The organism is Kocuria carniphila (assembly GCF_004136555.1).
GTDB lineage: Bacteria > Actinomycetota > Actinomycetes > Actinomycetales > Micrococcaceae > Kocuria > Kocuria carniphila.
The window spans coordinates 50859-68518 of sequence record NZ_NOIT01000020.1; the positions used below are offsets into that span (position 1 = coordinate 50859).

Genomic DNA, 17660 nt, shown 5'->3' on the forward strand with positions numbered 1-17660 from the left:
GCATCAGGCAGCGATGCCCTGGGAGATCACTCGCTCCAGGGGTTGGCCTTGATGATCTCCACAAAGTTGTCGCGCTTGAAGTCCGGGTTGAAGTGCTCCAGGACGTCCGCGTTGACGTTGCCGAACGTGGAGTGCGGGCGGTGCACGTTGCCGTCGTTGAAGGCGTTGAGGATCCGATTCTTGAAGTCCGGACGGGGGTGGGCTTCCACCACGGCGTTGCGCTGTTCGTCGGAGAGGTCGTCCAGGTGCATACCGAGCACATCGGTTTCCACGCCCGCACTGACCAGTGCGATCTCCGGGGACAAGAATTCGGGAACGCCCGGGGTGGTGTGCAGGGCGATGGCCAGCCAAGCATCATGCGCACGCTGAGCGGAAGTGCCGTGGTCGAGCAGGAACTCCTTGACCGCGTTGGCACCATCCACCTCGAAACGGAGCTTGGAATCCATGTAACCCTGGGTCAGCCCCATGTCGTGGAACATGGCGCCCGCGTAAAGCAGCTCGTGATCCACGGACAGATTGCGCACCTGGCCCTGGAAGGCACCGAAGAAGAAAACTCGACGAGAGTGGTGGTAGAGCAGATCGTTCTCGGTATCACGGATGTACTCGGTGACCTCGCGGGTCAGCTTGGTATCGGGAACGGAAATGCCTGCAATGGTGTCAGTCATGTGTGTTGCTCCTTTTCGATTGGTTCACTGATCAGTCTGGTGACTATTGCTCCGTGAAGCCATGGACATGACGCCAGCAATCCCTGAAATTCGGACATACTGGTCCCATGGCCCACTCCCACAACGTTGTCTTCCTGACATTCCCCGGCGTGAAAATGCTGGATGTCACCGGCCCCGCAGAGGTCTTCTCGGACGGGAATCTGCACGGCGCGCAGTACTCCCTGAGCTACGTTTCACCGAGTGGTGGCAACGTGCTGACCACGGTGGGAACGCCGTTGGTGACCGAGGCGGCGTCGTCGGCCTTGAAAAGCGGCCCGATCGACACGCTGGTGGTGGCCGGCGGCGAATGCCTGGTGGACGAACCGATTCCCGAAAATCTGATCGCCACGGCACGCGAGTTGGCCGACCGGTCCCATCGTGTGGCGAGCGTGTGTACTGGTGCGTTTCTACTGGCCAAAGCCGGTCTGCTCGACGGTAGGCGCGCCACCACTCATTGGCTGCACACGGATCGGTTGTCGCGCGAGCATCCGGAGATCAATGTGCTTCCGGATGCCCTTTACACCCAGGACGGCCCGGTGTTCACGAGCGCCGGGGTATCCTCCGGCATCGATCTGGCGCTGGCCCTGGTGAACGCCGACCATGGTGAGGCACTGGCGCGAAATGTCTCCCGCGGGCTGGTGGTCTACATGCAGCGTGCGGGAGGACAATCGCAATTCTCGGCCGCCTTACGTTGGCCGAGCCCGGCCACCCCGGGGTTACAGAGAGCCGTCGACGCCGTGACATCGGACCCGGGTGCCGAGCACTCCGTGGGGTCGCTGGCTGCGTTGGTCAATGTCAGTGAGCGCCACCTGACCCGGCTGTTCAGGGCGGAACTGAACCTCACGCCGTCGAAATTCATTGAACACGTGCGGCTGGACTCGGCCAAGGCGCTGTTGGACGCTGGGCACACGGTGACGGAAACCGCTCGACTCGCCGGGTTCGGCAGCGATGAGAACCTACGACGGTCGTTCACCCTGCGCTACGGCCTGGCGCCCAGCTATTACCGCGGCCGATTCAATACCGCCCGCTGACCGGTATGTGGGTCAACGGGCGGTGGAATCATTTGAAGGGCCGTTAGAGCTCGACGACCTCGAACTCGAGAAGGCTGGCTCCGGTGGCAACGGGCTTCTTGGCCTCACCGGCGTGAGCCTGGCGAGCGTTGCCGTCGCGCCACGCCACGAAGTCTTCCTCGGTGGCCCACGTGGTCACTACGAAGTACCGGTTCTCCCCCGCGACCGGGCGCAACAGCTGGAAACCTTCGAAGCCCGGCTCGGAATCCACGGAGTGCTTGCGGGCAGCAAAGCGCTTTTCGATCTCGGGGCCGGCACCTTCGGGAACCTCGATGGCATTGATCTTGACGACGGACATTGACGCCTACCTTTCAGTTGTGGATGTGCTTCCGACACTAGCTGCGGCGGATGAAGCCGCGCTGTACGACGGCGCACCATCAATGGCTTCCACGAGCTCGAATCGCGATTGGGCGTTTGCCGTGTCCGCCTCGACCAGCCGCACACGAATCTCCTGCCCCAGCGGCAATCCCGTGCCCTTGACGCTGGCTTCCACGGCGGGGTTTCTGATGATGAAACGACCCTTCTCACCGGTTTCGTCGACCTCGACCACCGTTCCCGTGAACTCCTGACCCACGTGCGGGGAGAGCATGAAAGTCTCCACCATGTTCACGATGCCGCGCTCGTAGGCGGACGCCTTCCGGTTGGACGCTTCCATCTCCTTGGGCAGCTGGGGCAGGGCATCCGTGACCCAATCGGGAACCGGTTCCCCAGCGCACACTGCCAGGCACACTTCGCTCGCATAGCGGTCGACCAGCCGACGCAGCGGAGCGGTCACGTGGGCGTAGTGGGTGGCCAGGGCGGCGTGTTGGGCGTTTTCCGGTGTCTGACCATTGAAGGCCAGATATCCGGCACCGCGGAACAACAGGGTGCACGAGTACAGCATGGCCGCGTGATCGGGGCGTTCCGGGTCCAGGGTGCGCACGAACTCGGGGTAGTCCATTTCGGGCGGCCACTCAATCAGCAGGGCCTTGGCGGTCTCGCGCAACTTGCGCAAGGACGCGGCGTCGGCGGGTGGCAACGTGCGGAGCAAACCGACGCCGGCTTCGAGCATGATCTCCGCGGCGGCCATGCCCGTGAGCAGCGAGATCTGCGCGTTCCAGCCCTCGACCGGCAAGGCGGAGCGATGCACGATGTGCCATTCTCCGTTGGAGGTTTCCACCTCCTGCTCTGGGATCTGCAGGCTCACGCCGCCGCGCTCGTGTTCGATCTGCTCGCGGAGTTGACCCACGGTCTTGAGGAGTTGCAAGGATTCGGAGGCGGTGCCATGATCCAGTGCGTCCTGCACCTCGCGATAGGTGAGCTGTGCGCGGCTGCGGATCAAGGCTCGCTGCACGGTGCGCGCCGTCTGATGTCCTGTCGCATCCAAGGTGAGCTGCCACAGCACCGCGGGACGAGTCTCGTTCTCCAGCAGACTCGCTGCATCCTCCGAAAGCTCCGGCGGATGCAGCGGCGTGCGCTGATGAGGTCCGTACAAGGTCTGCCCGCGGGCATGGGCTTCCAGGTCAATGGGATCCCCTGGGCTCACGAAAGCGGCAACATCCGCAATGGCGTACCAGACGGTGAAGCCCGGCTCCGTCGCCTCGATGAACACCGCCTGGTCCAGGTCCCGGGACCCCTCAGGGTCAACCGTCACGAAGTCCAGATCGGTCCGATCCAGTTGGGGAAGGCGAGGATGTCGCGCGGCGTGCTGAGCGGCGTCGTGAACCTCGGGCGAAAAGTCCTCGGGAATGTCGAGGTCCTGGCGAAGTTTCTCCAAACCTTCGACCAGTGGCTTGGGCACGGCTTGAACCTGGTGGGGACGAATAGGCATGCTGTCTCCTCACATCAAGGTCCGCGTCCGCGGGCGCATTGTTCTAGATTGTGCCCCACTCGGGGATCAGTTGGGCACCCACCACGGGCCCGGTGGTCGAAAAAGCGTGGCGATGCTCGCGGCGTAGGCCATTGACCAGGTTCTCCGCGGCCTCCGCAGATTCCGCGAGGAAACACACCGTGGGGCCCGAGCCGGAGACCCAACCCGCAAGGGCACCGAGGTCCACGCCGTGGTTGAGCAGTGTAGCCAACTCCGGCAGCAACTCCAGGGCGGGCGATTGAAGATCGTTGCGGACCCAAGTGGCCACACCTGGAGCATCGCCGATGGCGGCAGCACGTACGAGAGCGGGGTTCAGCGGGTCCGGTGCGCGTTGTGATCTGTGCGCCGTATGAACGCGGTGCGCGTGGTCCCACTGCCGGAACACCGCCGGAGTGGCCAGCCCTTGATCCTGGGGAACGAACACCAGATGCAGCTGATCATCGGTCTCGACGGTGCGGAGGTCATCGCCCTTGCCTCGGCCCTCGGCCAGGCCGCCCAGGATCATGAAAGGAACATCTGCGCCGAGAGTCGACCCGATGTTCATGAGCCTATGACGCCCGAGCCGCGGCTGATCGAGGTGCTTGGCGAGCAATGCATCCACGGCCACGAGTGCCGCCGCGGCATCAGCGGAACCGCCGCCCATGCCGCCGGCCACGGGTACCGCCTTGTCGATGCGTAACTCGATGCCCGGATTGTCGCCATGGGCCTCACTCACCGCGAGCGCGGCACGCACCGCAAGGTTCGAATCGTCCAGCGGGATGTCAGAAAGCCGCGCCGTACCGGACTGGATCATCTCCGCGTACTCACTGCCGGGTGCCGGGGACACCGTGACCATTACGCCGCTCCCCCGCCGGGCCACGTGCGTGTTGATCGACGCGGTCACGGTTTCGCGCACGTCCACGGCGATGAACAGGGTTTCCAGCGGGTGGTACCCGTCCGGTGTGGGGTCGCCAACGTGCAGCGCCAAGTTCGTTTTCGCGGGGGCCGATGCCGATGCCCGCAGTCCGGCGGGGCTCATGCGGGGTTCTCCGTGGTCGGTTCGGGCTGCGTCTCAGGCGTGGCGGGAGTTTTCCGTTCGTGATCCGGTTGCGCTGCTGCCTGTGTTTGTGTCTTTGTCTGTGCCTGTGCCTGTGCCTGTGCGATCGTCGCCGCGGCCTGGGCGATGCGCGCGAAAGCTTTGACGTCCAGTTTCTCGCCGCGCTCACTCGGGTTGATTCCGGCGTTACGCAGGATCTCTTCCGCCCTCGCACCGGATCCGGCCCAGCCGCTCAGCGCCGCACGCAGGGTTTTGCGCCGCTGAGCGAAAGCGGCATCGATTACGGCGAAGACTTCCTTGCGCAGCGACTCGTCCGCCGGCGGGTCACGTCGTTCGAAGCGCACCAGCCCCGACGCGATCTTGGGCGCCGGCCAGAACACGTTCTTACCGATCACACCGGCCTTGGACACCGCCGCGTACCAATTCGCTTTCACCGAAGGCACTCCGTAAACCCGCGATCCCGGTCCAGCGGCCAGTCGATCCGCGACCTCGTCCTGCACCATGACCAGTCCGTGGCGCACGGTGGGGAACATTTCCAAGATGTGCAGCAGCACCGGCACGGCCACGTTGTACGGCAGGTTGGCCACGAGCGCCGTGGGCGGGGTGTCGCCGGGCAGGGCGGTGACGCGGGCGGCGTCGTCGAGCACCATGTTGAGGCGCGAGGCGGCCTCGGGATAGAAACGCTCGACCGTCTCCGGGAGCTGGGCCGCGAGCGGCGGGTCGATTTCCACGGCCGTCACCGCCGACGACGCCGCCAGCAGACCCAGCGTCAACGACCCCAGTCCCGGCCCCACCTCCAGGACATGATCGTCCGAGGTGAGGTGCGCCGTAGCCACGATCCGCCGAATGGTATTGGGGTCGATCACGAAGTTCTGACCGAGCGTCTTGGTGGGGCGAATCCCCGCACGCTCGGCCAGTTCTCGAATTTCTGCGGGGCCCAGGAGCGGGCCGTCAAGGCTCTGGTCGGTCACCGGTTCATCCTACGTTGAATGGGTGGTCGGGTTGTGGGTGGTGGGGTGCCCCGGCGGGCAACGACGTGTAGAGAGTGACATCTCGGGGAGCGACATTTGAGGCACAAGTTCGCGGGATGTTCCGCAGCCGTGAACATCTGGGGAAGAGGTTCGTAGCGATTCTGGGGCCGATACACCCATGGCAGAGGATCGTCGTAAAACCGCGGGTATCTTCGTGATCTTCGACCTCAGATGTTCGTGTCCTCCGCGCGCTGCGCTACTTTTCCGGAGATGTCAGCAGCACTCACGGATAAATATCGTTGGTTGGTCATTGGAGCTGGGGAGCTGAGGCTTGCCCCTCGGGGCTTGGTCGTTGGGGCTGTTGAGCTGGGGCTTGGCTCTCGGGGCTTGGTCGTTGGGGCTGTTGAGCTGGACGTGTCGAGTCCGGTCCGTTCAGGCCCCACTCGGGCGGTCGGAACCTGTGGAAAACACCTATCGTCGTGGCTCACTCCGTAGATTCTGGTCATGCCCGATTCCACTCCCTCAAACCGCTCTGATGTAACCACCTTGTATCGCGGACCTCGGCCGCTCGTGGCGGAAACGGCCCGGTGGTCTAATCGCACGGAACGATTACACCGAGATCCGGAGATGCACCAACTCGCCTACGGTCACTGGTTCCGAGCAGACGCGCCGGTCAGTCACCTACAGCGGACCGTGCTGTTACAAAGGCATTTGGGTACGCCGAGTTCTACCGTCCGAATCACCGGTACAACCGCACTCAAGTTGTTGAAACTGCCCGACGGGGACCATTACCCCTGGGCCAACCGGATCTTTGCTCATCCCGAACCACTTCGCGGTGGTGAACTTCGCCGCCATCAGAAACACCTTCACCAATTGTCGTGGAACGGTGGTCGGAGGCGCACTTCCCTGCCTGACGTGAAGTTGACCAAGTCTTACAGTCTTGGTTCGTATCAGGGCCCGTGGGATTCGGTCATTGTTCATCCGGTCGAGGCGCTGGTGGTCGCGGCGCCCATGATGGATCGATGGTCCATCACGGCTGCTCTCGATGCGATGCTCTGCATCGACCGACTGAAGCCCCTTGGAACTTCTGAGCCGGATGTTTTCACGGTCGAATCCATCCGAGAGGCTTTGGAGTTACTACCGCCTGCATCTCGTGCCGTCAGAGAGGTTCATCGAGCTCTGGCTGATATCCAGTTCCCCACGTGGTCTGCCATGGAAACACTGACACGAATGCTGGTACTGGCCTGCGGAATGCCGCGGCCGATCATGAACTTCCGGGTGGAGACGCCCAGGGGTCATAGCATCCTGGATTCCGCCTGGCCCGAGCACATGACCGCGGTTGAGTTCAACGGCCGCGATCACAGCCAGGATCATGCGAGCTATAAAGACGAGATGTACCGGAACGAGGTGCTTCGGGGTCTGGGATGGAAGCTAAGAATCGTGTCCTTCGACGACCTGCGCAAAATGGATCGACTGGCGGAGTGGCTGACGTGGCTCGGCGGACATCTCGGCGTCGAGCCCGATCTGAGTCGAGTGACCGATACACGACTTGAACACTCTGAGCCCTGGTGATCGCAGCTAACCCAGTATTCACCTGATTCCTGTACTCGGGGTGGCCGGCTCCCGGTATTCAGAAGGCCGCCTATACGGAATTGACCGGAAGACGTGAACATTTCTGGCAGAGGTTCGTCGATCGGAGGGGGCCAGATACATCTAGGGCAGAGGGTCGCAGCAAAAGGCCTAGTATCTCCACGATCCTCAACCACGCATGTCAGAGACCCCGATATCACTACGAACCTCTGCCCAGAATGTCCTCCGCCGGCGGCCCCAGGGCGAACCGCTCCCCCAGATGTCGTCGGACCGCGACCCCGGCGTGAACCGCTACCCCAGATGTCACGTGGCGACCCACACCACGCAAGTAAGCGCGAACCGCTCCCCGAGATGTCACGAGGCAACTCACACAACGCGAGTCAGCGCGAACAGTAACCCCAGATGTCATGAGGCGACCCGCACCACGCGAGTAAGCGCAAACCGCTCCCCGAGATGTCACGAGGCAAGTCACACAACGCGAGTCAGTGCGAACAGTAACCTCAGATGTCATTCGCCCCGCCCCTGCGGAATCAGGATGCCCAGACGTGAACATTTCTGACAGAGGTTCGTCGATCGGAGGGGGCCAGACACATCTAGGGCAGAGGGTCGTAGCAAAAGGCCTAGTATCACCACGATCCTCGACCACAGATGTCATCGACCCCGGAATCACTACGAACCTCTGCCCAGAATGTCCTCCGCCCACGTCCCCAGCGCGAACCGCTCCCCAAAATGTCCGCAGCCCACGACCCCAGCGCGAACCGCTACCCCAGATGTCGTCGGACTACGACCCCGGCGTAAACCGCTCCCCAAAATGTCCGCAGCCCACGATCTCAGCGCGAACCGCTGCCTCAGATGTCAGCCGCCACCGAAATCCAGGACGGGGCCCTTAAAACTGCCCGTACACCTTCTCGGAGTTGGCCCAGATCTGCTGGCACAGCTCCTCGAGGTCAGCGGAAAGGATCTCGGCCATGCCGCGCACCGTGTAGTTCACCATGTAGGGGGCGTTGGGTCGGCCGCGGAACGGGTGCGGGGTGAGGAACGGAGCATCCGTCTCGGTCAGAATCAGCGAACGGTCGGCTTCGAGCAGCGCAGCTTTCAAGGACTTCGCGTTCTTGAACGTCACCGTCCCCGCGAAGGACATGTACCAGCCGTTCTCATTGCAGATCCGCGCCAACTCGGGATCGCCGGAGAAGCAGTGGAACACAGTGCGCTCCGGGGCCCCGACCTCGCGGAGAACGCGCACCACATCGTCGTGAGCCTCGCGGTCGTGGATCTGCATAGCCAGGTCGTGCTTCTTGGCGAACTCGATGTGCGCTTTGAAGGACTCCTCCTGCGCCGCGTAACCGTCTTCGGAAGTATGCACGTGGTCCAAGCCGGTCTCACCTATGCATCGCACGCGGTCCTCCGAAGCCAGCGCCTCGATCTCCGCCAACGCATCAGCCAAAGAACCGGCGGCAGCCAGTGACGGCGCCTCGTTCGGATGCAGTGCAACCGCTGCCAGCACCCCCGGCACGGACTGCGCTGCGGAGACGGCGAACCGTGAGGACTCCACGTCGCACCCAGCCTGCACGACACCACGCACGGAGGCAGCCTGAGCGACATCCATCGCGTCCATCACCGACACCCGAACCAACCCGTCCTGCATGTCCAGGTGGGTGTGGTTGTCCACGACCGGGTGCGGCAGTGGCTCGGGAAGCGCGGGGAATTCGACGTTGCGGCGTCGGCCCTCTCGGTCGGTGAGCGCGCGGCGTTCGGTTCCTTCGCCGCTCTCCACCGAATCCGACAATTGATACCACTCGGGCGAATAGGCCGCGGGAGTGGTTCCGGGTTCGGGCTGGGGGCGCTGGTGGGTGTCCCACAACGTGGTGGCAATAGGCGTTTCGATCACCCACCCACGATACGCCGGGCGCACGGGTCGAGGCACGCCCGTGGAGGCACGCCCAGGGAGGCTCGCCCGCTCAACATGGCCCATAGCGCGTTTCTATGCGAGAGAATAAGAACCAAACCACACAGCGATTTCTCACGAGACGAGGAACCATGGAGCAGTTCTCCACGTACACCCAAGCCATCCTGGACCGCATGAATTCGGTGATCGACGGCAAGCCGACCGAGACCCGCACCGCACTCACGGTTCTGTTGGCGGGAGGTCACTTGCTCGTGGAGGACGTTCCCGGCGTGGGCAAGACCATGTTGGCCCGCACACTGGCCGGCGCGATCGGTGGCACGGTGAGCCGTATCCAGTTCACCCCGGACCTGCTGCCCACCGACATCACCGGTGTATCCGTCTACGATCAGGTGCGCCGCGAATTCGAGTTCAAGCCGGGCCCGGTGTTCGCCAACCTGGTGATCGGTGACGAGATCAACCGCGCCTCCGCCAAGACCCAGTCGGCGCTACTGGAGGCCATGGCCGAATCGCAGGTCACCGCGGACGGCACCACCTACCAACTGTCCACCCCGTTCATGGTGGTGGCCACGCAGAACCCGGTCGAGATGGACGGCACGTTCCCGCTCCCCGAGGCCCAGCGCGACCGCTTCACCGCCCGCATTTCCATGGGATACCCGGATGCGGATGCGGAGGTGCACATGCTCGCCGGTCACGGCTCGGGCTCCCCGCTCAAGGATCTGCAGCCGGTCGTGGACATCAATCAGGCCACCCAGCTGGTCGAGTACGTCCGCTCGCTGCACGTGTCCACCGCGGTTCGCCGCTACATCGTGTCCCTGTGTCAGGCCACGCGTAACCACCCGCACCTTCGCCTGGGCGCCAGTCCCCGCGCCGCACTCCAGATGCAAGCGGCCGCTCGCGCCGAGGCCGCCCTGGCCGGCCGCAATCACGTGCTTCCGGACGACGTCAAAGCCATTGCCGTCCCCGTGCTCGCCCACCGCCTCCTGCTCGAGCGCCGCTCCGGCACCGACAGCTCCCAGGACGTGGTGCGCACCATTCTCGACGACGTTCGTGTGCCCACCGAAGACGGCTCCGGATCTCGATGACTAAGACCGCCCCGACTGCCGAGGCGCGGGTCGATTCCCGCGCCAAGTTCACGGTGCGCGGCTGGTGTTTCCTGGTCGCGGCCGTCGTGTGCCTGGCCGCCGCCACGTGGCTGGGCCGCAAGGACGTGCTCGCGCTGTCCTTGTTCCTGGGCATGCTCCCGTTGTTCTCCTCGCTCGCAATGTGGCTGATCAAACCTCGCGTGTTACTCAAACGGTCCGTGGATCCGGCGCTGGTCACGGTTGGCGACGCCGCCTCGGTCGCCTTGCGTGTGCGGCGTCGTTCGCAGTTCGGTTCCCGACGCCGCTCGGAGACTTCCGGCTCGACCACTCATGATCGCGCTGCGGTCGAAGTCCACGAGAGGGTGGACCCGCAGCTGGGCAAGAACCAGGATTTCTCGGTGCCTGTCTCCGGCGTGCCCGTGGAGTACACGGTGCGCCCGCGGCGTCGTGGAATGTATGAACTGGGCCCGGCGACCGTGCGCGTTCAGGACCCGTTCGGCGTGGTGACCGAGCTGTTGGACGTGGCCGAGCGCACCACCCTGCAGGTCGCCCCGGATGCCGAAGACCTCACCGAGCTGGGTGCGTCCCGGGTCCGTGAAACCGGCGGTGATCCGTCGCGGAGGGCCATGCCGCAGCCCGGTCCCGACAACGTGACCACTCGTGAGTACCGCCACGGTGACCCGATGCGACGGGTGCACTGGGCGGCGTCGGCGAAGCACGGCGAACTCATGGTGCGCCAGGAAGATCCGCGCAGCACTCGGAAGGCCGTGCTCGTGCTGGACATGGCCCAGGAGCACTGGCCCGGCGAGCGTGTGTGGGCGGGCATTCTGCCGTCCACCGAGGAGTTCGAGTGGGGTGTGCGCGCCACAGCGTCCGCTCTGGACCACCTGACGCGCCGCGAGACCGTGGTCTTCGCCCTGGACGACCAGGGACGCGCGCTGCCGCACGGCGACTTGGAGGGCACTGATCAGCGGGACACGTCCGTCACGGACAACACGGCCCTTGAGGTGGTGCACGGTTTGGCGCAGGCCGCGTTGGTGTCCCGCCCCGAACCGGACGCCGCAACTGATCCGCTGACCGCCCGCTTCGACCGTGAAGCGTTGACCCACCCGCTGCTGCTCATCACCGGCAAACTGTCCGCGGAGGCCGCGCGCCGCTACGTGACCGCCGCGAAGGGCAATGTCGCGGGTTCGGTGATCATGGTGCTTGACCCTCCCCTGGCCCGCCCCGAGAGCGCGGACATTCTGGAGACCTCCGGCTGGTCCGTGGTGCTCGTGACGCGCTGGACGGACATCGACGCCGCCTGGACCTCCATCTTGGACGGCGCCACCCTCCTGGATCCGCCGCCCGCACCGCCCGGGGTCGAACAGTTGAACATGGATCACGTGATGGGGCACTTCCGATCGAGGACTACCGCATGAGCCACACCGCCGCACCGGCCACCCCGTGGGGCAGTCCGGAACCCGCCGGAGACACCCGAGGTACGGACGCACCGTCGGGAGCTTCAGGAAATTCTCGGACACCCGAAGCACCCCAGAACCAGCGTGCACCGCGCATGGCGATCATCCCACTGCACGTGCTGCTGCTGGCAAGCATCGCCCTGGGCTGCGTGGGTATGGCCGGCGCGCTCGCCGGTTTCTGGTGGGTGCTGCCCGTGGCGGTCACCGTGGTGATCGTCCAACTGGTGACCGCAGCCGCACGGTGGCTCCGTTTACCCTCTGCGGCGGTGACCGTTCTGGGGCTCGCCGCCCTGCTCTTGGCGCTGACCGTCCTACACCTGAGTGATCACGCGCTGCTGGGGTTCATTCCGACCCCTGAAACCTTTGCGGCAGCGGGGCAACTGTGGAGCGATTCCGGGTCCTTCGTGGCCCGACAATCCGCGCCGTACGGAAACAACGCCGGTCTGGCCCTGGTGTTGAGCGCCCTGGTGGGTCTCGTGACCGTGTTCATGGAAACCGCTCTGCTGGGCCTACGCATGGCGGGTTTGGCCTGCGTGGGAATCCTGTCATTGCTCGTGGTTCCCGCCCTGACCCTTCCGGGCAGTGTGTCCATGTGGGGTCTGGGTGCTGCAATCCTCGCCGCGCTCGCCCTGCTCGCCGGATCCAGGTTGTGGGGTGCTACCCGTCAACAACGCATCGCGCCGACTCCCGGCGGGCTGCCGCGTGCCTTGTTGGTGATTGCCGGTGTCCTGGGTGTGACACTGCTCGTTCCCACGGTGATGCCCGGATTCTTCAGCGGTGCGTTCCCCCAGGGAAGCTCCTTTAACTCCGAGCGCGCCGCGGGCGTGGGTCCGCTGCGCGCGGTCGGTCAAGACCTGCGGGAAAGCGACCGTGTTCAGCGTTTCAGCTACACCACCTCTGACGGGCAGCCCAAGCACATGCGGCTCATGACCCTCTCGGACTTCTCCCAATCCGAGTTCTTCCCGCAGACGGACAACCTGGAGGAAGGGTTGGACGGCATCGCCGATCCCGAAACCAACCCGGTGTCCCGCGAGGATCCCGTCACGACCAAGGTCACGTTCGAGAATTACAGCGAACACTGGCTCCCGGCCCCGTACGCGCCCACGGAGTTCACCGGGATCGGCAACGAGGGTTGGTCCTGGAACCCCCGCGACCTCTCGGTTTTCAGTGCGGCCTCGGACATGTCCGGCGGCACGTTCACCGTGACGTCCTCGGCACCGCAGGCAACGCCGGAAGCGATGCGTTCGGCGGCGTCGTCGGGCGCGAACGATGAGCTGGCCGACTACATGCGGCTCCCCAACGAAATGCCCGAGTCGATCAGCAGCGCGGCCCAGCAGCTCACGGAGGGTGCCGGCAACGACTACGACCGTGCCCTGGCGCTGCAGAACGGGCTGCGCCACAACTTCCAGTACGACGTGAATGCCCCGCTCGCCCAGGGTTATGACGCCGGTGGCCTGGACAGCATGGAACAGTTCATGGAGACCCGCACCGGTTACGCCGGCCACTTTGCCCCCGCGATGGCCCTGATGGCCCGCGAGGTGGGTATCCCTGCCCGCGTGGCTGTGGGTTATCTGCCCACGGCCCCGGTTGGGGACCCGCAGGGCGGCGAGCGCTTCGAGGTGGGCACCGGTGACGCTCACGCGTGGCCCGAACTCTACTTCCAGGGTGTTGGGTGGGTGCGATTCGAGCCCACCCCCGGCATTCCCACCACCCCGGAGTACGCCCCCGAGTCCGGCAACGAGCCCGGTCAGGACGCCTCCGGCCAGCCCGATGAGACGCCCAGCCAGGAGCCTTCGCAGCCGGAGGAACCGACCTCGGAATCCACGGACGAGCAGAGCCAGCCGCCCGCCCCCGAGACCCCTGAGCCGGACGAAGCGCAGCAGGAAACCAGCACCGCCCTGATGATTCCGGTCTGGGCATTGGTACTCGGCGGTGTCCTGCTGCTTCTCCTGCTCCTGGCCGCCCTGCCGCGATTCTTGCGCGGACGACGCCGCCGGGCTCGGTTGGCGGACATGGCCAACTCCTCGCTCTCGCCCCAGGATCGGGCGAACGCGGCGTGGGACGAGCTGGAGGACCTGTCCGTGGACCATGGCGGTTCCCCGAAAGAATCGGACACTCCACGCGTGCGGGCTCGACGCATGGCAGGGGGGATCCCGGCGGCGTCGGAGGCCGTGGATCGAATCGTTGCGGATGTGGAGCACGCGAGCTACGCCGCCCCGGATGCGTCGTGGAAGCCGTCTGCGTCCGCCGCGGATCTCGGCAAGGTGCACGACGAGCTCATGCACCGGGCCAACGGCGGTCAAAAGTTCCGTGCCACGTGGTGGCCGGCGTCGATCTTCCGGCGCTGACATATCGGGTAGAGGTTCACAGTCAGGAACATTTGAGGAAGATGTCCGCAGCGAAACCAGCCGGTTTCTTGCGGACCTCTGCCGAAAATGTCAGCGGCCGAGAAAAACTGCGCATCTCGGCCTCAGATGTCAGCGCTGACCGCGGGCGGCGATCACGGCGTCGTAGAGCTGGCGGGTACTCACGCCCGCGTCCGTGGCGATCTGGCGGGCGGCGGCCTTGAGTTTGATGTCGCTGGTGGCCACGAGTTTTTCGACGTCGCCCACGAGGTCCTCGGGTTGCGGAGCCTCTGCCGCTGCTGCACCGTGGACGACCACCGCGATCTCTCCGCGCACCTGGTTGTTCTGCGCCCACTCGGTGAGGCCCGCCAAGTCATCGCGGAGGACTTCCTCGTGGAGTTTGGTCAGTTCACGGCACACCACGGCCTGACGATCGCCTCCGAGCCCGTCCCGCAATGCTTCCAGCATCGCTGCCAGACGATGCGGTGATTCGTAGAAGACCATGGTCCGGCGTTCTTCGGCCAGCGTCTTGAGGTGGGTGGCCCGCTCCCCCGCCTTCCGCGGCAGGAACCCCTCGAACGTGAAGCGGTCGGTCGGCAATCCGGACACCGCGAGCGCAGCCAGCACGGCAGAGGGTCCCGGGATCACCGTCACCCGCAGGCCGGCCTCTGCAGCAGCACGGGTGAGCGGAAACCCCGGGTCGGAAACGGTGGGCATCCCGGCGTCGGACAGCACGGCCACGACCTTCCCGGCACGGACCAAATCGAGGATCTCAGCAACCCGCTCGTTTTCGTTGTGCTCATGGTGAGTCATGACGCGGCCGGTGAAGTGGACATTCAGTCCAGCAGCAAGGCGATGCAGCGTGCGGGTGTCCTCAACGGCCAGCACATCCGCGGTCCGGAGGATCTCCAACAAGCGGGGGGACGCGTCCGACAGGTTGCCGATGGGCGTGCCCACGACCACCACCGCGCCTCGATCGGCGTGCTCCGGAGAAGACTGGGGGGGTTCCTGAGGCGTAGATTCTTGCGAGCTCACACCCAGTACTCTACGAACCCTGTCCAATCGTCAGCTGAGAACCGCCATAAACTCCCCGTGAACAGGGCCTATTCAGAGCCAGCGCCTACGATGAGTGAGTGCATCTGACTGCTTCCCAGCCGGTGACCCGCGGCCCCTCCACAGACCTTCGTGGTCTTTTGCTACCCGCCGTGACTCGGTTGCCCAGGTTGTGGTGGGTTCCGCTGCTGATCGTGACGGTGCTGGGCGGTGTGATGCGGTTCGTCAACCTGTCCTGGCCGCACGCCGTGGTGTTCGACGAGACGTATTACCTCAAGGATTCCTATTCGCTCCTGCTCAACGGCACGGAGCAGCAGTGGCCCTCCGACGCAGACGAGGCATTCGCCGCAGGCAATCCACCCACCAATCTGGACGAGCCGTCCTTCGTGGTGCACCCACCGGTGGGCAAGTGGCTGATCGCCGGTGGTCTCTGGCTGTTCGGCGCGGATGATCCCTTTGGCTGGCGTTTTTCGGCCGCTCTCTTCGGCACGCTGTCCATCGCGTTGATCTTCGCCGCGGCATGGCTGCTGTTCCGCTCCGTCACTCTCGCGACCGCCGCCGGCCTGCTCACGAGCCTGGACGGCCTCCACCTCGTGGAATCCCGCTTGGCGCTGCTGGACATCTTCCTGATGTTCTTCGTGCTCCTGGCCTTCGTGTTCCTCCTGCTCGACCGGGACGACGGACGACGCCGCCTGGTCACCCGTTTCTCTCCCCACGGCTTGGGTCCGTGGCTGGGGATCCGGTGGTGGCGAATCACCGCCGGTGTGGCCTGCGGACTCGCCGTGGGGGTGAAGTGGAATGCCCTGTTCCTGGTGGCCGCACTGGGCATTCTCACGGTCCTGTGGGACATGAATGCCCGCCGGATTGCCGGGGTGAAGCACTGGTTCTGGGGCGCGGTGGTCAAGGACGGGCTGCCCGCCTTCGTCGCCATGATCGGCACCGGCTTGATCGTCTACGTCATCACGTGGGCCGGCTGGCTCACCACCGCCAACGGTTATCACCGCCAATGGGCCGAGCAGAACCCGGGCGAAGGCCTGCTGTGGTTTCCGCCCGCACTGCGCTCCCTCTGGGAGTACCACGTGGCCGCGTACTCGTTCCACTCGGGTCTGGATAGCGAACACACCTATATGGCCGGCCCTGCACTGTGGCCCATCCTGGCTCGGCCCACCTCCTACTTTTATGAATCCCCCGAGCGCGGTGTGGACGGATGCACCGTGGACTCGTGTTCCCAGGCGATCTTGAATCAGGGCAACCCCGTGATCTGGTGGGCGGGCATCGCGGCGGTTCTATTCGCGCTGGTGCTGTGGGCTGTGAAGCGGGACTGGCGTTTCGGAGGTCTACTGGGGATGTACGCCGCCGCGTACCTTCCGTGGTTCCTCTACCCGGAGCGCACCATGTTCTACTTCTACGCGCTCGCGTACTTCCCGTTCATGGTGCTGATCATCGTGGGAGTACTCGGAGTTCTGACCGGACGAGTGGGAGCCGCCCCGTTCGGAGACACTGCAGGGACGCCCGCGGCCCGCAACCGCTTCATCTCCGCCGTGTGGGGTCACCGCTGGACCACCGTTGCCCTCGTGTTCATGAGTCTGGTGGTCGTGTGCGCCGTCTTCTTCTGGCCCGTCTGGACCGGGCAGACCATCCCCTACGACCACTGGCGCTGGCGCATGTGGTTCGATTCCTGGATCTAGGTCAGCGGCGCACGGGTCAGTGATCCCCGGCGAGGGCTGCGACCTGACACGAGCATCAGAAGTTCCAGAGCCGGTCCCGAGACGGGCGGACCGTCTCCGATCTCCAGTTCAGTGTCATCCGCTAGGAGTTTCACGGCACTCACCAGTTCCTTGGCGCCGCCGAATTTCACGCTTGTCCGTACTTGGTAGCGAATGGCCTCAGTGACCGCGTCCGAAGGGTAGTTCCTCTCAATGCCCAATGGTCGGCGAATGTCTTCGCCATGCGCTATTTCTTCGACCAGTCGGCTGGCCAAGGGAGCGAGGATTCGTGGTGGGCCGCTGGTCCGGTCGACCACCTCGCTCAGCCGAGTCAAAGTCTCGGCCGGTGTTGAGCCACGGTGCGCTGCGATTCCACGAGCGTTTTGCTTGTTGAAGTCGAATCCGGATCGCAGCATGGTCACGGCAAAGTTTCCGGGGGTCGTGAGTGCGCAATCCACCAGATGGGCGACAACATCATGAACGGCCCACCCGGGACAAAGCGATGCCGTCTCCCAGGCGTCGTCACTAACGTGCTGCAGGTCCTTCACGAGTGCCGCTCGCTCGGTATGAACCATGTTCCAGATCGGGTGCATCGTGGCCTCCCAAGAACCACTACAAAAAGTGGGGCAAGTCTACACGGGACCTATCAATCACCATCGACCTGGCCCATCCCACTGTCATTCCAAACGCCGCGAGGACCCCCTCCTGCACCTGGTGTGCCGTTAGAACCCTCCAGGGGTGCTAGAAGGGTCCTAACAAAACATGAGACGTCTCCAACGGTTCGAACGGGCCCCAGAACGGACGCGGGCCACTAAGCCTCGATCCACCGACTCAGGTTAGGGCCGGCGGCCGATATCCCGGATCGGCACTGAGCCGTTTTTTGGCGTG

General features: G+C 64.6%; 14 protein-coding genes. 6 read left to right on the top strand and 8 right to left on the bottom strand.

Annotation, left to right across the window (positions count from 1 at the left end):
• Positions 1–26: 26 nt before the first annotated feature.
• Entirely contained in the window at positions 27–665 is a 639-nt protein-coding gene (locus tag EWV37_RS13840) for an HD domain-containing protein (RefSeq protein WP_129702293.1), read from the bottom strand.
• 107 nt (positions 666–772) lie between these two features.
• Between EWV37_RS13840 and EWV37_RS13845 the strand changes: the two genes are divergently transcribed.
• The gene (locus EWV37_RS13845; RefSeq protein WP_129702294.1) at positions 773–1735 is read left to right on the top strand and encodes a GlxA family transcriptional regulator; all 963 of its coding nucleotides are present in this window, start codon (positions 773–775) and stop codon (positions 1733–1735) included.
• Between the two features lie 43 nt (positions 1736–1778).
• Here the strand turns inward: EWV37_RS13845 and EWV37_RS13850 are convergent, their stop codons facing one another.
• Genes EWV37_RS13850 through rsmA form a run of 4 tightly spaced genes read right to left on the bottom strand, consistent with a single transcriptional unit; the run spans position 1779 to position 5630 of the window.
• Complete coding sequence (locus EWV37_RS13850; RefSeq protein WP_095796814.1) at positions 1779–2072, bottom strand: antibiotic biosynthesis monooxygenase family protein; 294 nt, start codon at positions 2070–2072, stop codon at positions 1779–1781.
• 6 nt (positions 2073–2078) lie between these two features.
• Positions 2079–3584 (bottom strand): RNB domain-containing ribonuclease, encoded by a 1506-nt coding sequence (locus EWV37_RS13855; RefSeq protein WP_129702295.1) that lies wholly within the window; start codon positions 3582–3584, stop codon positions 2079–2081.
• Between the two features lie 43 nt (positions 3585–3627).
• Positions 3628–4641, bottom strand: coding sequence for a 4-(cytidine 5'-diphospho)-2-C-methyl-D-erythritol kinase (locus EWV37_RS13860; protein ID WP_129702296.1), 1014 nt, complete (start codon positions 4639–4641; stop codon positions 3628–3630).
• Positions 4638–5630: a 16S rRNA (adenine(1518)-N(6)/adenine(1519)-N(6))-dimethyltransferase RsmA gene (gene rsmA, locus EWV37_RS13865; protein ID WP_129702297.1), complete on the bottom strand. Its 993-nt coding sequence runs from the start codon at positions 5628–5630 to the stop codon at positions 4638–4640. The genes EWV37_RS13860 and rsmA overlap by 4 nt, the downstream gene beginning before the upstream one ends.
• A gap of 915 nt (positions 5631–6545) precedes the next feature.
• Between rsmA and EWV37_RS13870 the strand changes: the two genes are divergently transcribed.
• The gene (locus EWV37_RS13870; RefSeq protein ID WP_095796818.1) at positions 6546–7202 is read left to right on the top strand and encodes a PDDEXK family nuclease; all 657 of its coding nucleotides are present in this window, start codon (positions 6546–6548) and stop codon (positions 7200–7202) included.
• Between the two features lie 904 nt (positions 7203–8106).
• On the opposite strand, the gene EWV37_RS13875 is transcribed toward EWV37_RS13870, so the two are convergent.
• Positions 8107–9108 (bottom strand): TatD family hydrolase, encoded by a 1002-nt coding sequence (locus EWV37_RS13875; protein ID WP_095796819.1) that lies wholly within the window; start codon positions 9106–9108, stop codon positions 8107–8109.
• 149 nt (positions 9109–9257) lie between these two features.
• Here EWV37_RS13875 and EWV37_RS13880 point away from each other — a divergent pair, with 149 nt between their 5' ends.
• The 3 genes from EWV37_RS13880 to EWV37_RS13890 are packed head-to-tail and all read left to right on the top strand — an operon-like array spanning position 9258 to position 14016.
• On the top strand, positions 9258–10208 hold the full coding sequence (locus tag EWV37_RS13880; protein ID WP_129702298.1) for an AAA family ATPase: 951 nt from the start codon (positions 9258–9260) through the stop codon (positions 10206–10208).
• Complete coding sequence (locus tag EWV37_RS13885; RefSeq protein WP_129702299.1) at positions 10205–11629, top strand: DUF58 domain-containing protein; 1425 nt, start codon at positions 10205–10207, stop codon at positions 11627–11629. The genes EWV37_RS13880 and EWV37_RS13885 overlap by 4 nt, the downstream gene beginning before the upstream one ends.
• Positions 11626–14016, top strand: coding sequence for a transglutaminaseTgpA domain-containing protein (locus EWV37_RS13890; protein ID WP_238663289.1), 2391 nt, complete (start codon positions 11626–11628; stop codon positions 14014–14016). The genes EWV37_RS13885 and EWV37_RS13890 overlap by 4 nt, the downstream gene beginning before the upstream one ends.
• Before the next feature lie 129 nt (positions 14017–14145).
• Here the strand turns inward: EWV37_RS13890 and rsmI are convergent, their stop codons facing one another.
• Positions 14146–15048, bottom strand: coding sequence for a 16S rRNA (cytidine(1402)-2'-O)-methyltransferase (gene rsmI, locus EWV37_RS13895; protein ID WP_371514544.1), 903 nt, complete (start codon positions 15046–15048; stop codon positions 14146–14148).
• Between the two features lie 98 nt (positions 15049–15146).
• Between rsmI and EWV37_RS13900 the strand changes: the two genes are divergently transcribed.
• Entirely contained in the window at positions 15147–16754 is a 1608-nt protein-coding gene (locus tag EWV37_RS13900; RefSeq protein WP_238663291.1) for a dolichyl-phosphate-mannose--protein mannosyltransferase, read from the top strand.
• On the opposite strand, the gene EWV37_RS13905 is transcribed toward EWV37_RS13900, so the two are convergent.
• Complete coding sequence (locus EWV37_RS13905; RefSeq protein ID WP_238663293.1) at positions 16751–17347, bottom strand: maleylpyruvate isomerase family mycothiol-dependent enzyme; 597 nt, start codon at positions 17345–17347, stop codon at positions 16751–16753. The genes EWV37_RS13900 and EWV37_RS13905 overlap by 4 nt on opposite strands.
• Between the last annotated feature and the right edge of the window lie 313 nt (positions 17348–17660).